This window comes from Actinoplanes sp. NPDC051346 (assembly GCF_040682215.1).
Classification (GTDB): Bacteria; Actinomycetota; Actinomycetes; order Mycobacteriales; family Micromonosporaceae; genus Actinoplanes.
Genome location: NZ_JBFBAJ010000001.1, coordinates 583,014 through 597,302 on the forward strand (window position 1 = coordinate 583,014; position 14,289 = coordinate 597,302).

Sequence of the window (14,289 nt, forward strand, 5' to 3'; positions counted from 1 at the left end):
CGCTTACTGGACCATTGCCCCGACACGGCGCCAGCCCACCATGCCGCATACCGCGAATCCGAGCGCGTTCGCTATCCCGTGCGTCGCCGCCATCCAGGCCAGGGACGGGTGCGGCAGGCCCGTGGCCTCGCCCAACGCCCAGCTCACCGCGAGCACCATGGAGGCCGCGAGCACCAGCGCCGAGCCGCCCAGCAGCGCGGCGGTGAGCCGGTCGGTCGCGCCGGTGCGCGCGTGCAGCCAGGTCAGCGCCCCCACGGTCCACATGCCGGCGGTGAGCACGAGGGCGCCGGCGAGTTCGACCCACTCGGCCGTGAAGTAGCCCACGAACACGATCAGGGTGCCGGCCGGCACGGTCAGCGCCGCGGCGTCGGCGAGGGAACCGGGTCGGACGCGCGTCAGCAGCCCCGCGATGAGCGCCGCGGCGAAGCCGGCGAAGTGGAAGTGCGCCACGGTCAGGGACAACACCCCCAGCTCGAACCCGAACAGGTGATAACCGCTGCGTTCGGCGACCAGGGCGCTCGCGGCGATGGCCGGGCCGATCAGCGCGGTCAGCACGGCGGCCTCGGCGGGCCACTCGCGGCGGGGGCGGGTCGGCCGGCTGAGCGCGTACGCGCAGAGCACCGCCGTCGTGATCGCGTAGCCGGTGGCGAGCGCCGTGGCGACGGCACCGCGCGGCAACCACAGGCTGAGCGCCCCGGCCACGGCGCCGTATGGCCAGAGCCGCCGGGCGAGCTCCGCGGCCGGGTCGGCGAGCATCCGCAGGCCGGCCGGGACGACGACCAGCATGCCCACCATGACCAGAAGGTTGACGAGCACCCACATGGCGACCTCCCCGTTCTTGAACGCGTTCAACTTGATGGTGCCACTGTAACCCCTGAGTGCTCGGGTCGCCGTAACGGGCCTTGTCCGGCACACTGTCGCCGTGACCGGACCCCGTACCGCCGTCGTCGTGAACCCCGTCAAGGTTCCCGACCTGGATCTGCTGCGGCGCACCATCGTCGAGGGGCTGGCCACGGCCGGCTGGCCCGAGCCCCAGTGGCTGGAGACCACCGTCGAGGACTCGGGGCGCGGCCAGACCCTGGAGGCGATCGAGAAGGGCGCCGAGCTGGTCTTCGTCTGCGGCGGCGACGGCACTGTCATGGCGGCCGTCGGCGCGCTGGCCGGCACCGACGTCGCGCTCGCCGTCATCCCCGCCGGCACCGGCAACCTGCTCGCCGCCAACCTGGGCCTGGGCGGCGACGCCGCGACCGGCGTGGAGATCGCGCTGCAGGGCGGCCGGCGCCGGATCGACGTGGGCGTCTGCGGCGACCGGTGCTTCGCCGTCATGGCCGGGATGGGCTTCGACGCGCGGATGCTCGAGGGCACCTCCGAGACCGCCAAGAAACACATCGGCTGGATCGCGTACGTGGGCGGCGCGCTCAAGCACCTGCGCGACAAGCCCATGCCCGTGGTCATCTCGCTGGACGGCAAGCCGGCGTTGCGGCGGCGGGCCCGGACGGTCATCGTCGGCAACGTGGGACGGCTGCAGGGCGGCGTACGGCTGCTCAGCCAGGCCGACCCCGCTGACGGCCGGCTCGACGTCGCGATCCTCAGCCCGCGCAACCTCGCACATTGGGCCGCCCTCAGCTGGGCCGTGATCCGGCGCCGGGAGCGGATTCCCCGGATGGAGACGTACACGGCGAAGCGGGTCGAGATCCGCGGCATCGCGCCCCAGCCGCGCCAGCTCGACGGCGACCTCATCGAGCCGGGCGTGAGCATGTCCATCGGAATCCAACCGCGGGCCCTGCTGCTGTGCGTGCCCCAACCGGACAGCGATCCCGACCTCGCCTACGACAGCGGTGCCGCCAAGAAGGCCGCCGAGGAGGTGCGCGCCGCGGCAGAGGAGGCCAAGTGAGGGAGCTTGCGACCGAATCATGGAGCTCAGTGCATTTGTGCCTCATGGCGTCGGTGAGCGAAGCGAGGCGACGTCATGAGTAGCACATCTCCCGTGCCCGAGACCAAGATGATGCCGGGGGACGAGCTCTCGGCGGATGACGCCTTCCTCGCGCTGCGCCACTACGGGCGGTGGCATCTGCTGCGGGACGCGTTCGTCCGGTTCCGCTACGGCGACGGCTTCAGCCACTCGCGCGCCCTGGCCCTGCAGCTCTGCCTGGCCATCGTGCCGTTCATGATCGCGCTGTCCGGCCTCGCCACCGATCTGGGCGTCGAGGAGGGCGGCCAGGTCGTCGCCGACACAGTGATCGCGCTCACCCCCGGTGCTAGCGAACCACTGGTCCGGGAGCTGCTCAACGACGACGACCGCACCGAGGACGCCGGCGAGCTGGCGCTGAGCCTGGGCCTGCTGACCGGCCTGGTGGCGCTGACCACGGCGATGGCGCAGATCGAGCGTGGCGCCAACCGCATCTACGGCGTCGAACGCGACCGCAAGGCCCTGGAGAAGTACATGCGGGCCGCCGTCCTGGCCGTCGTGGCCGGCCTGCCCGCCCTCTTCGGCTTCCTGCTGCTCGTCGCGGGCCACGCGACCGGCGAATCGATAGCCCGGCAGGTGGGGTGGGATCACGGCGCCCGCGTGGCCTTCGACATCGCCCGGTGGCCGCTGAGCCTGCTGCTCATCGTCTTCGCGGTCGGGCTGCTGTTCCGGCATTCCCCGCGCCGCCGCCAGCCGGCGCTCACCTGGCTGCTCTTCGGCGCCGTCCTGGCCACCGTGCTGTGGTGGGTCGCCAGCCTGCTGTTGGCCGGGTACGTGCAGGTCAGCGGCGGCTTCGGCGCCACGTACGGCCCGCTCACCGCGATGATGGCGCTGCTGCTGTGGGCCAACCTCACCGGCATCGCGCTCTTCCTCGGCCTCGCCTTCGCCGCGCAGCTCGAGGCGCAGCGGGTGGGCGTCACCCGGCCGGCGCTGCGCGACCGCTGGGAGCCGGGCACCGACCAACCCGGTGTACCGGAACAGCGCACGGGGTAATCGGGGCGCACCCCCCGAGAAACCAGGAGCCTGGCGACATGGTGACCGAGCAGCAGGACAGGACGGCGGCCCGAGAACCGGTGCGCGGAAAGCCGCTTGCCCACTTCGCCGAACGCAGCGTTCTGGGCCTGTTCGTGGTCCTCGCGCTCGGGCTGGGCTTCGGCATTCTGCTGCTGCTCGTCCGTGGACACTGGGGCCCGTTGCAACGCCTCGACTCCGGTGTCGCGGACGGCCTTAACAGGCTGGTCTCGACGCGGCCCGCCGTGGTGGACGCGCTGGAGTTCGTCGCCCGGGCCGGCGGCCGGCCGATCATGATGTGGCTGGTCACCATCGCCGTGGTCGCGATGCTGATCCGCAGACGGTTCCGGCTCGCGATCTATCTCGTGGTCACCGGCGTCGGCGCGCTCCTGATGGACCCGTCGCTCAAGGCCCTGATCGCCCGGCTACGCCCGGTCGTCGACATCCCGGTCGCCAGCGCGCCCGGCAACAGCTTCCCCAGCGGCCACGCCCTCGGTTCGATGATCGTGTACGGGGCCCTGCTGCTCGTCTTCCTCCCGGCCGTCTCGGCGCGGCACCGCAAGTGGTTCATCACCGTGATGGCGATGATCGTCGTGGCGATCGGGATCACCCGGATCTCGCTCGGCGTGCACTACGTCTCGGACGTGCTGGCCGGCTGGATGCTCGGTGCCGCCTGGCTGGGCGTCACCGCGTACGCCTTCCGGGTCTGGCGGCGCGAGATCGGCCGCCCGGAGGTCCCGCTGGAGGACGGCCTGGAGCCGGAGGCCGCCACCGACGTGCGTCCCGGCACACCCGGCGAGCATCTGCTGCCCCACCCCTGGGCCGGCGCCATGGAGATCCTGGTCGGCTGGGTCTTCGTCTTCGGCCTGCTCTACGTGCTCGGCTGGGCCCTCACCGACTACACCGAGGGCACCTGGATCGACCGGTTCGACGACGGCGTGCCGTCCTGGCTGCAGAGCATGCGCACGCCGACCTGGGACGACGTGAGCTGGGCGTGGAGCAAGGCCGGCGACACGCACGCGATCCTGCTCGTCTCGCTCGTCTTCTGCCCCCTCGCCCTCGCCGTCTGGCGGCACTGGCGCATGGTGCTCTACGTCGTGCTCGCCATGGTCGGCGAGCTGACCCTCTTCCTCTGCGCGGCGGCGGCGGTGGACCGGCCGCGTCCGCCGGTCGAGCAACTCGACGGCAAGATGCCGACGTCGTCGTTCCCGTCCGGGCACATCGCCGCGACGATGTGCCTCTACGCCGCCATCGCCCTGCTGCTCATGCCCCGCCTGCGGCAGTACTGGTGGCGCTGGATCTTCGTCGTTCTCGCCGTGATCATGCCGCTGGGGGTGGCGGTGTCCCGGATGTACCGGGGAATGCACCACCCGACGGACGTGCTGGGCGCCATGCTGCTGACCGCCGGCTGGCTCACGGTGCTCTACTTCTCGGTCCGGCCCAACGCGGACGTGCGCCATGACGCTTAGCCTGCTCACCTGGAACATCAGGACCGGAGGCGGCGGCGGCCGGCTCGACGCGATCGTGGCGCTGCTGAAGCGGCAGCGTCCGGACATCGTCGCCCTGCAGGAGCTGCGCGACTTCGCTCGGCACGACGCTCAGCGCATGCGCGAGGTGGCGAACGCGCTCGGCATGACGGCGCACCTGTCTCCCTCCGCCTTCGGCCAGCCGGTGGCCGTGCTGGTGCGGCCGCCGCTGAACATCGCGGGCCGCTCGACGGTCCGCTGGCAACTGCACCACGCCGCGGCGGCCGTGGAGGTGCCCACCTCGGCCGGACCGCTGACGGTGGTCAGCACACATCTGAACCCGTTCCGGCCGTACCGGCGGATGCGCGAGGCGCGCTGGCTCGCCCACCGCCACCGCGGGCCGCTCACCGTGATCACCGGCGATCTCAACGCCTTGGACCCGCACACGGCGCACACCGAACGCCTCGCCCGGCTGGCCCCGCTCTTCCGCCGCCGGCATCTGGGTGCCGACGACCGGCCCGACACGCGGGCGATCGAGGCGCTGGGCGCGGCTGGGTTCGTGGACGTGTGGCGTACGGCGGGGGAGGGCGACGGTCTCACCGTGCCGACCACCCGCGGAGGCGGCCGGGAGTTCTCCAACTGCGGCATGCGGCTGGACTACATCATGGTCCGCCCGGAGCTGGCCGCCCGGGCCACCCGCGCGCGGGTCATCCGCGGCGACGAGACCGAGTGGGCCTCCGACCACTATCCGCTCGCCGTCGACCTGGACCTCACAGCACGTTGAGCAGGACGGTCAGCAGTACCGACAGCACGATCGACACGATGATCATCGTCAGGCAGCCGAGACCGCCGCCGAGGACCCGGACCTCTGTGTTTCCGATACGCATGGCACCCCGACTACCCCGTAGCGCCGGAACCACTCGTCACCGCGGCCAGATGCGCGGCGATCGCGTCCGCGGCCGCACCTCCCGCGGTCGTCAGCGCGTTGTGCGCGGCCCTCGGCACGGTCACCGAGACCCCGTCGGTGAGCTGCGCGATCCGGGTACGCCACCGCAGGGGAGCGACCGTGTCCCGGTCGCCGCCGAGCACCAGGGTCGGCACCCGTACCCGGAGGAGGTCTTCCTCGATCCGGTGCCGGACCGAGTGGCCGACGGTGGCCCACACCCGCCACGGCCGCGCCTGCCACACGTCCCGGGCCAGGATCGCGGCCTGCCGGGGATCCTCGCCCGGCAGGTCGGCGAACCACCGGGCGACGAGCGCGCGGCGGCTGCGCGCCTGCGGATCCGCCGTCGGGCTGGCCAGCACCAGCGCGGTCACCGCGTCCGGTCGCCGGACCGCGAGGGCCGCCGCGACCTGCGCCCCGAACGAATGGCCCACCACGGCCACGCCGCTGAGCCCGTGGGAGTCCAGCCAGGCGGAGACGAACTCGGCGTGGCGGACTACGTCGTAGGCGACCGGCGGTTTGCCGCTGAACCCGAAGCCGGGCAGGTCCGGCACCAGCACCGGATGGCGGTCGGCCAGCGCGTCGGCGGTCGGCATCAGATACCGGTGGGAGACGGCCAGCCCGTGCAGCATCACCACGGGCAGCCCGCCGACGGGATTGGCGCGGAGGCGTTCGTGGGTACGGACGCCGGCCACCGTCGACCAGCGGCTCACCCACCCGCGGTGCTCATCAGGCGCGGACAGGGCGAGCGGCAGCATGATCGGGGGATACCCAGCGGCGGCCGGCTCAGACGTCGGCGACGACCCGGTCTCGTCCCTCGCGCTTGGCGACGTACAGGTTGCGGTCGGCCAGCGAGAGCAGCGATGAGGGCGAGCCGCGCCCGTCGTCCGAGGTGGTCACCCCGATGCTGGCGGTCACCGGCAGGGTTCCGGTGACCGGCTCCCAGGCGTGTGCGCGGATTCGCAGGCGCAGCCGTTCGCAGCGCTCGGCGGCCTCCTCCGCGTCCGCACCCGGCATGATCAGCAGGAACTCCTCGCCACCCATCCGCGCGGCGATCATCGGCCCGCTGACCGTCTCCAGCAGGAGCTGGGCGATCTCCTGGAGGACGATGTCGCCGGTGTGGTGCGAAAGCGTGTCGTTCACCCGCTTGAAGTGGTCCAGGTCGAGGATCGCGACCGAGATCGGTGTGCGTCGCACCAGCGCCTCGCCCAGCAGGGCGGGGAGCCGCTCGTTGACGTACCGGCGGTTGTAGAGGCCGGTCAGGGCGTCACGGTGGGCCATCTCCCGGAAGTGCTCACTCGCGCGCCGCGCCTCGGTGGCCTCGAAGACCGCCTGCAGGGCCCGGGCCCGCGCCTCGCGCTGTGCCGAGTGCAGGGCGGTCGCTGACTTGTGGAAGGCGCGGTGCTCGTCGTACGCGTCCTGGAAGCGTCCGGTGGCGGCGTACAGGGCGGCCTGCTCCTCGCGGGCCTTGGCGCGTACCCGGTCGAGTCCGCGCTCCTCGGCGATCCGGACGGCCTCGTCCAGGGCCTGCTGCGCGGCGGAGTAACGGCGATCCAGCCGGCGGGCCTCGGCGAGGGTGAGCAGGCAGACAGCTGGCGCGTCGCCCTCGTGCGACTCCACCTTCGACTGGCCACCCTCGAGCAGAGCGCTCAGCGTCTCCTCGGCGGCGTCGTATCGCCCGCCCATCATCTCGATGCGCGCGATCGTGTCCAGCTCGTGCGCGCTGAACTTGCGTGAGCTGCGGGTCTCCACCTCGCGCAAGTGCCGGACAAGATCCAGGGCGGCGGCCTCGTCGTTGTTCTCGTACGCCGTGTACGCCATGTTGTTGAGGATGTTGAGGGTCAGCTCGATGTCGCCGACGGCCGTGGCGATGCTCAGCGCCTCCCGGAACCTCCGATCGCCCTCGGCGGTGGAGCCGCTCTCGTCGAGCGCGATCCCGAGCGCCATGAGGTGTCGCGCCCGGACGTCCAGCGGCTCGTCCTCGGTCAGGTGGGCGTTGCACTGGACGGCGTGGGTGAGCCCCTCGGCGAGGTCGCCGATCTGGCGGTAGAAGCTCGACAGGGTCCGGTGCGCGCGGGCGAGCAGGAACGGGTGGTCGTTCTCCTGGGCCCACGCGAGCACCTGGTGCGCCCACCGCCCACCCCGTTCCAGGCGGCCCTCCCGCACGAGGACGGCGGCGCGCAACAGCTTCGCGCGAATGGCCAGATCGTCGAAGCCGAGGGCCTCCGCCCGACGTTCGACCACGGCGGCGGGCACTGTGACGCTGCGGAACCACGACACCGGGCGCTTCTCGAGCTCCTCCAGGCTGGCCTCGAGCTGTGCGCGCGTGTCAACGGCCAGCATCGCGCCGGCCGCCTCCGCCGCCTCGGTCGTCACAAGCGTTCCGCCCTTCCCGGCCGATCCCTGTACGGGTCTTCGGTGATGCGGCTTTGATCGGGCGCCGGCGGCGATCGCTGAGGTGTTGTCCGCCACGATCTTGGTTATCTACGTCACATCATCGGCGCGTGGTGCACACCGCCTGAGAGGCGGCCACCTTGTCGACGGTGTAGACGACGGCGATCGTGAAGCAGTAATCGTTGCGCTCGTTGAGGCCGTAGACGACGTACTCGGTGGTCCCGGCGGGCAGTTGCTGGAAGGCCCGCTGCACCTGGCCCTCGCGGCCGCCGGAGATCAGCACCGGCCCCTCCGAGCCCTGCGGGTAGCGCCAGGTCAGCGAGACGCTGTCGCGGTTGTCGCGCAGTTTGACGTCGATGGGCGCGAGAGGATCGACCGGCGCCGACGGGACGGGCGGGGCGGCGCTCGCCGCGCTAGCTGAGCCGGCGCCCGCCGGGCCGGTCGCGCCGGCGCTCGCCTGGCCGGTCGCGGCGGTCGTCGGAAGCGGTGCGCCGGGCGTCTCGGCCCGGTCGCCGCGCGGCAGGGTCACCGCCACGATGGCGGCGGCTGCCGCCACGCCGGCGACCAGCACCGTGGCGAGGATGAACGGCTGCCGGCTCGCCGTCTCCGACGCGTCCACGGGTGCGGGCAGCCGACGCTCGACGACCCGGGCGGTGGCCCGGTCGACGGGCTGGCGGAACAGCCCGGGACCGCCGGTATCGCCGGTCTGGTAGACGCCGGGAGCGACGGCCGGGATGTCGCCGGTGGCTTCGGGGCCTCTCTCCTCCTGCCGAGGGACGTAGCCGGGCCGGGCGGCGGCAACCGGCTCGCCCGGCTGCTGGGGCGTCGGCGGCTCGACGCGGGCATGGCGGCCGGTGAGGTCGCCGGGCGGCTGCTCCTGGCGCACCGGATCCCCACCCGGGCCGGCCGAGCGTCGCACCCGCCCGCATTGGTGCAGCCCGGACGCCGGGCTCCCGGCCAGCCGGGCGATCTGCCGCGCCAGGGAGTGGTCGGCGGGAAGGTGGCGGGCACACAGCTCCTGAGCCAACGCCAGGTGCTCGCCGGCGTCCTCGTCGTGGCCGCATTCGCGTTCCATCGCGCCGAGCCGGGCGAGCATCTTGATCCCGGCGGCGGAGGCGTCGCCGTGCACCTCGCGGTGCCGGGTCCAGGCGTCGGTGAGCCGTGCCCTGGCCGCGGTGCACTGACCCGCGGAGTGCTCGGCGGTCGCCAGGTCGGCCTCGGCCGCGAGCACCCGCGCGGACAGCGGGCCGTCCAGCGTGGTCAGCTCGCCGACGAGATCGTGGTAGAGCTGCGCGGCGCGGCCGTGGTTGCCGACCCGGTGCAGCACCGCCGCGTGGGTCGCGGCGGCCGCGATCGTGAGCTCGTCGTGCGGGCCGTGCAGCCGCTCCTCGGCCGCGTGTGCGAAGCCCGCCCAGACCCGGGCCGCGTGCGCTTCGCCCAGCGCGATGAGGATGCGTGCCTGCAGGGCGGCGGCGAGCGCCAGATCCGGCGTGGCCTGACGCGGGTCGGTCTCGGCCGGATCGAGGACACCGGCGAGCACGGCCCGGGCGCCGGCGAGGTCACCCTCGGCCGTCAACGTCTGCGCCTGGGCGGTCAGGGCGGCGAGCGGGAGGGGCACGTGCCTCATAGTGTCTGCTCGGCAACAGAAGGTACAAGTCCCGACTCGCGTAGCGCCGCGCCGCCGTACCGGGTAGAACTCGGATATGAGCGCCGACAGCATCGCCGACGTCAAACGCGAGATTCTCGTCCGCCACCTGGAGGCGTGGGCCCCGGCGGCGCTGCACCGGTCCCGCCGAGCGGTCTACGCCCACGGGTACGCCGAGGCCACCCGTCCGCTCGCCGAGGCCGCGCTCGGTGTCTTCACCGAACAGTCCGACCTGGTCAGGGGGCGGGAGCTCGCCATGGTCGCGGTCGGCGGCGAGCTCGGCGGCACCGGCGCGGCGGGGCTGAGCGTCCACAGTGTGCCGGGTCGCACCGAGGACTCGTGGGGGCCGGCGCTCAAGGCGGCGGGTGCTGTGCGCGTACCCGTGCTGGGTTTTCTGGACGCGACCACCGTGGGTGGGCCGCCCGGCGCGAGTCTGCTCACCGCCCTGGCGGCGGGGAAGCCCGCCGAGGCCCTCGTCGTCCTGCCCGGGACGTCATCGGTGCCGCGGGCGCGCGACGACCTGCGGCAGGCGGGCTTCCCGCTCGTCGCGGCGGTCGAGTTGGCGGTCTCCGACGAGCCGGGCGAGATCCTGCTCTACGCCACCACACTCGGCAAGAGCCTCGAGGGCTTCAAGGAACTGCTGTGGGCGGTCGACGAGTACGCGGGCGTCCGCTACCGCGACCCGGGCGACCCCGAGCGGCACCTCATCGACATCTCGCTCAGCCCGCACCCCGGCCCGCTGCGGCGCGAACTCCTGGCCCATCTGGGTTCCAGGGGCGAGGCGACCGTGACCGACCTGCGGACGTTCGCGCTGACCGAGACGGTGTACCGGGCGGCGGACGCCACCCGGGTGCTGCACACGCTGCTGGACGCCGGGACGCTGACCCGGCGCCCGGAGCACGGCCGCCTCGGCGGAGACGTGGTCATCTCGGCCTGACGTGGTTATCTCGGCCTAGGACCGGGTGCCCGACTTGTCCTGCTTCCAGGAGAGCGGGCCCGGAAGGTCGACGCGGTGCGCCTTCGCCTTGGAGTTCCAGGACCAGCGGCCGATCTTGATGGTCCAGGAGGAGAGGCCCCGCTGCGTGAAATTGAGAATCAGCGGCCCGAACTTCTTGCGGCTGCGGTACATGATGCCCATTGGGGGGTCCTTCCGTCGAGTCGCCAGTTACCCGACGAATTCCCGAGGGCCGATCTTCCGAAACGCCGGTGGGGTCAGCGGGGCTGCCAGGCATCCGGGCGGGTGGTCAGCTTGCGCACGTGCGCGGGCATCCGGCCGCTGATCAGATCGGCGAGGCTTACCTCGTCCACCACCTCACGCACGGCCGCGCGCACGGCGACCCAGAGGTTGGGCAGGTTCTCCGCCGCGCCGGAATACTGGGTCTCCTCGGGGCGCAGCCCGCGGACCCCCGCGAGCGGGCCGTCGACCGCGCGCAGGATCTGGCCGATTGTCACATCGCGAGGCGGTTGTGACAGCGTGTAGCCACCCTCGGCGCCCCGTTGCGCACGGACCACCCCCGCCCGGCGCAGGTCCGCCAGCACGGCTTCGAGGAACTTTCGGGGCATGTTCTGGTCCTGGGCGACGGCCTGGGCGGACATCAGGGCCGGAAAGGCGTTGGCCAGGCTCAGCGCCGCCCGCACCGCATAGTCGCCACGCGCGGAGATCTGCACCCCACCATCATGCCGCCTCCGGCCACGCCAACCTCGTCCACCCCGGGAATTATGGGAATTCGGACATCACGCAGCGTCAGCGGGTGCTGGCTCTGTCAGTCTTTCGGGGATCTTGGCGTCGGTAATCGCCGGTTCTCGCCGGTTCTGGTCGGCTCCCGCCGGGCTCCGCCGCCCGGGTCAGTCGGCGGCCGGGCGTTGCGTCGGCACCCGGCGACCCGCATCGGCCGCGTCCGCCGATGGCTTTCCTGCCGGGGCTCCCGGGGTCCATGCCGCCGCCCAGGTGCGGAAGGCGCCCGGGCTCATCCCCGCCTCACGGTGGAAGAAGCGCCCGAAGTTGGTCGGCTCGCCGAATCCGAGCCGGCGTCCGATCTCCGCCACCGAGAGCTCCGTGCAGGCCAGCAGGCGGCGTGCCTCCAGCGCCACGCGATCGTCGACGACCTGTTTCGCCGTACGGCCGGCCAGGGCCAGACTGGCCCGGGTCAGGGTCCGCACCGAGCAGCCGATCCGGGCCGCGTAGTCCTCGACCCGGCGGCTCTGCGCGTGCCCCTCCTCGAGATCGCGCCGGAATCGCACGAAGGTCCGCGCCTCGGAGACCGAGGTCGCGGCGCGGGCGCCGGCGCCCAGCAGGGCGATGCGCAGCAGCAGGACCGCCACCTGGTGTCGCAGCAGACCCGCCGCGATCGCCCCGGACGAGTGTCGCGCGCAGTCGACGCCGAGCTGCGCCACCTCGCTGATGACCGCGTCCTCGTCCTCGCCGGCCAGCTGCCAACTGGCCGGACCCGGAAGATCGTCCACGGGTACGCCCGTGATCTCGGCCGCCGGCAGCAGGTCGCGTCGCCACGTCACCAGGGCGGCGTCGAGTCCCGGCCCGGCGCCGAACCGCACGGCCTGGCCGGGCCGGATCCACAGCAGGGTCCCGGGCCGGCACCGGTGCTCGGCGAAGTCGATCTCGACCGCGCCCTGTCCCACGGTGGTCAGGGCGAGCAGGTGGTAGGGCAGCCGCCGTGGCCGCGAGAGGTCCGCGGCGAGGTCGGTCGCGGACAGCGTGCAGGCACCCACGCCGACCCCCGGCGGGGCGGGTGCGAGCCTGCTGCGCTGCTGTCCCGGTGTGACCATCGAGGCCGACCGTATCCGGCCGTGACCTGCGATGCACGTGGGAGTTCAGAGGTCGGCGGATATCCGCCAGACGATCAGGAAAACAGGCATTGAAACGGACAAAATAGACGCCCTTTCCGTACGCAAAAAAGCGACCCGTGCGGACCGGCAGTGTCCGCACGGGTCGCCCCGTAAATCGCTTGTCGCTATCGACCGGCCAGTAACCGGTTGACGGCCGCGTCCACGTCCAGGTGATCGGACTCCCGACCCCGCGGAACCACCACATAGGTGCGCCGAAGGAACCGGACCAGAACGCTGCGTGGTACTTCGAACAGCGCATTGCCGTCGGGCGACGACAAGGCCAGAGCAACGAAGTCGCCCCGCGGCGTGGCCCACGGCCACACCCGGACGTCCCCGATCCCCGCCGGCTCATCGAGCCCGGTCACGAGCAGTTCTCGCGCAAAGGACCAGCTCACGGCTTCCCCACCGGCTGATTCTGCGTGGAACAACACGTGGACCGCGTACGGGTCGGCTGGGTCGTAACGCAGGCTGGCGCGCACGGGCAGGGCCGTGGCGTCAGGCGCTACGAGCCGCAGCGAAGTTTCGACCTCGACGGTCGTTGGACGAATGGTACTCATGGACGAACTCCCCCCGGCACCGCTGCGAGGCTGGTGAACCCCGCGTTTCCCATACTCAGGTGATCCCTGTCATTACGCTCCGCCATACGCTGATCTCACCCAGTAGTGGGAAGACGGTTCCGATAAGCTCTCCGGACGAGCCGTTAAACGGTATGTTGTCTTGTTTGCCCAAGTACTCGGTTCCGCCCGGCGTCGGGTGGGTCCAGCAGTTGACTCACTCCGGTAACGTCCATTCCTCCCGGGTAGTGACGGGGAGGCGGAACACTAGGGGATGAAATGACCGGGAGCACGCGATCTTTGCCGTGAAAGTGAACGAGATGTCCCAATCAGACCCCGTGACCGATTCCGACGCGCCCGTCGGCGTGCTGGACCGCATCCGGTCCAACCGCACCAGCCACCTGGCCCTCAAGGTCGGCATCGGCATCCTCGGCGCCGTCGTGGTCGCGGTCGGCATAGCCCTCATCCCGCTCCCCGGCCCCGGCTGGGCCATCGTGATCCTCGGCCTCGCCATCTGGGCGGTCGAGTTCGTGTGGGCGCGCCACCTGCTCCAGTTCACCAAGAAGCACGTGCAGGGATGGACCCACTGGGTCATGCGCCAGTCGCTGCCCCTGCGAGCCCTCATCGGCCTGCTCGGCTTCGTCTTCATCAGCGCGGTGGTCTGGCTCTCGGTCAAGCTCACCATGGGCATCGACCTGATCGTGAAGATCCGCGACCTCCTCACCGGCGCCTGACGCGCCGACCCCTGATTCGCCCGCCCGCTGGGTGGTCCGGTACAGTCTGCTGCGGCAAGGGCGATTAGCTCAGCGGGAGAGCGCTCCGTTCACACCGGAGAGGTCACTGGTTCGATCCCAGTATCGCCCACACAGTCATTTACCTGCTAAAACACCCGCCGTCAGGATCCACAACGGCGGGTGTTTTGTCACACTTCTCCGAAGTGTCCGGCTTCGACGGCTCACCGGAGTCGATGCGCAGGCTCCAGCTGGAATACGGCGCCGAGATCGGCCGCGCGATCGTCAACTTCGACGGCCCGATCGTATTCTGCGTGATCTCCCGCTACCACGGCGGCGCCTTCGTCGTGTTCTCCAGGGCCCTCAACCCGCGCATGACCGCGCTGGCCCTGGAAGGCGCGTTCGCCTCCGTTCTCGGCGGCGCCCGGCCGCGGCCGGGCTGTTCTCCGGCGAGGTGAACAACCGCACCGCAACCGACCCGCGGGTGGCCGAGTCGCAGGCGCAGGTCGCGCGGCCAGCGGCGTCGAGCGGGCGGCACTGAGCTCCCGGCTCGCCGAGGTGCAGTCCCTGGTGCGGGCAGGGAAGGTCGGCCAGGTGGCTGCCGAGTTCGACCGGGTGCACAGCATCCAGCGCGCGGCCGACGTCGGCTCGGTGGACGCGATCATCAGCGCCGCCGAGCTGCGCCCGCGGATCATCGAGGCGATCGAGCACGGCACGAAGCGCTGACTGCCG

The 14,289-nt window shown here is 71.8% G+C and carries 14 protein-coding genes, 1 tRNA gene and 1 pseudogene; 8 read left to right on the plus strand and 8 right to left on the minus strand.

From position 1 onward, the window contains the following. Window positions 1-3 precede the first annotated feature (3 nt). On the minus strand, window positions 4-852 hold the full coding sequence (locus AB0M36_RS02625; protein ID WP_364151230.1) for a YndJ family protein: 849 nt from the start codon (window positions 850-852) through the stop codon (window positions 4-6). 70 nt (window positions 853-922) lie between these two features. On the opposite strand from AB0M36_RS02625, the gene AB0M36_RS02630 reads away from it, so the two are divergent. From AB0M36_RS02630 to AB0M36_RS02645, 4 genes are all read left to right on the plus strand, one after another. Next, window positions 923-1,894 carry a diacylglycerol kinase family protein gene (locus AB0M36_RS02630; protein WP_364151233.1) on the plus strand — a complete coding sequence of 324 codons (972 nt, stop codon included), beginning with the start codon at window positions 923-925 and terminating at the stop codon, window positions 1,892-1,894. A 75-nt stretch (window positions 1,895-1,969) separates the two neighbouring features. Continuing rightward, window positions 1,970-2,962: a YihY/virulence factor BrkB family protein gene (locus AB0M36_RS02635; RefSeq protein WP_364151235.1), complete on the plus strand. Its 993-nt coding sequence runs from the start codon at window positions 1,970-1,972 to the stop codon at window positions 2,960-2,962. Window positions 2,963-3,000: 38 nt separating this feature from the next. After that, the gene (locus tag AB0M36_RS02640) at window positions 3,001-4,449 is read left to right on the plus strand and encodes a phosphatase PAP2 family protein (protein WP_364151238.1); all 1,449 of its coding nucleotides are present in this window, start codon (window positions 3,001-3,003) and stop codon (window positions 4,447-4,449) included. Further along, on the plus strand, window positions 4,439-5,230 hold the full coding sequence (locus AB0M36_RS02645) for an endonuclease/exonuclease/phosphatase family protein (protein ID WP_364151241.1): 792 nt from the start codon (window positions 4,439-4,441) through the stop codon (window positions 5,228-5,230). Before AB0M36_RS02640 ends, AB0M36_RS02645 begins: the two co-directional genes overlap by 11 nt. Window positions 5,231-5,343: 113 nt before the next feature. Here AB0M36_RS02645 and AB0M36_RS02650 read toward each other — a convergent pair whose 3' ends face one another. The 3 genes from AB0M36_RS02650 to AB0M36_RS02660 all read right to left on the minus strand — a co-directional run bounded on the left by AB0M36_RS02650 (window position 5,344) and on the right by AB0M36_RS02660 (window position 9,410). Beyond that, window positions 5,344-6,147 (minus strand): alpha/beta fold hydrolase, encoded by an 804-nt coding sequence (locus tag AB0M36_RS02650; RefSeq protein ID WP_364151244.1) that lies wholly within the window; start codon window positions 6,145-6,147, stop codon window positions 5,344-5,346. Window positions 6,148-6,175: 28 nt separating this feature from the next. After that, window positions 6,176-7,765, minus strand: a complete 1,590-nt coding sequence (locus AB0M36_RS02655) for a diguanylate cyclase (protein WP_364151246.1) — start codon at window positions 7,763-7,765, stop codon at window positions 6,176-6,178. A gap of 118 nt (window positions 7,766-7,883) precedes the next feature. Further along, window positions 7,884-9,410 (minus strand): fibronectin type III domain-containing protein, encoded by a 1,527-nt coding sequence (locus AB0M36_RS02660; RefSeq protein ID WP_364151248.1) that lies wholly within the window; start codon window positions 9,408-9,410, stop codon window positions 7,884-7,886. Window positions 9,411-9,486: 76 nt separating this feature from the next. Between AB0M36_RS02660 and AB0M36_RS02665 the strand changes: the two genes are divergently transcribed. Continuing rightward, window positions 9,487-10,365 carry a hypothetical protein gene (locus AB0M36_RS02665; protein ID WP_364151250.1) on the plus strand — a complete coding sequence of 293 codons (879 nt, stop codon included), beginning with the start codon at window positions 9,487-9,489 and terminating at the stop codon, window positions 10,363-10,365. A gap of 15 nt (window positions 10,366-10,380) precedes the next feature. Here AB0M36_RS02665 and AB0M36_RS02670 read toward each other — a convergent pair whose 3' ends face one another. From AB0M36_RS02670 to AB0M36_RS02685, 4 genes are all read right to left on the minus strand, one after another. Continuing rightward, window positions 10,381-10,566 carry a DUF4236 domain-containing protein gene (locus AB0M36_RS02670; RefSeq protein WP_364151253.1) on the minus strand — a complete coding sequence of 62 codons (186 nt, stop codon included), beginning with the start codon at window positions 10,564-10,566 and terminating at the stop codon, window positions 10,381-10,383. A 74-nt stretch (window positions 10,567-10,640) separates the two neighbouring features. Further along, a complete protein-coding gene (locus AB0M36_RS02675) occupies window positions 10,641-11,096 on the minus strand; it encodes an Rrf2 family transcriptional regulator (RefSeq protein WP_364151255.1) in 456 nt (151 codons plus the stop codon). Between the two features lie 177 nt (window positions 11,097-11,273). After that, complete coding sequence (locus AB0M36_RS02680) at window positions 11,274-12,212, minus strand: AraC family transcriptional regulator (RefSeq protein WP_364151257.1); 939 nt, start codon at window positions 12,210-12,212, stop codon at window positions 11,274-11,276. A gap of 185 nt (window positions 12,213-12,397) precedes the next feature. Then, entirely contained in the window at window positions 12,398-12,829 is a 432-nt protein-coding gene (locus tag AB0M36_RS02685) for an SsgA family sporulation/cell division regulator (RefSeq protein ID WP_014446635.1), read from the minus strand. 335 nt (window positions 12,830-13,164) lie between these two features. Between AB0M36_RS02685 and AB0M36_RS02690 the strand changes: the two genes are divergently transcribed. The 3 genes and pseudogenes from AB0M36_RS02690 to AB0M36_RS02700 all read left to right on the plus strand — a co-directional run. Continuing rightward, window positions 13,165-13,560: a TIGR02611 family protein gene (locus tag AB0M36_RS02690; protein WP_364151259.1), complete on the plus strand. Its 396-nt coding sequence runs from the start codon at window positions 13,165-13,167 to the stop codon at window positions 13,558-13,560. 58 nt (window positions 13,561-13,618) lie between these two features. Beyond that, window positions 13,619-13,690: transfer RNA gene (locus AB0M36_RS02695), tRNA-Val, on the plus strand. A gap of 52 nt (window positions 13,691-13,742) precedes the next feature. Then, a pseudogene (locus AB0M36_RS02700) lies at window positions 13,743-14,283 on the plus strand (carboxyl transferase domain-containing protein); the annotation flags it as partial. Window positions 14,284-14,289 lie beyond the last annotated feature (6 nt).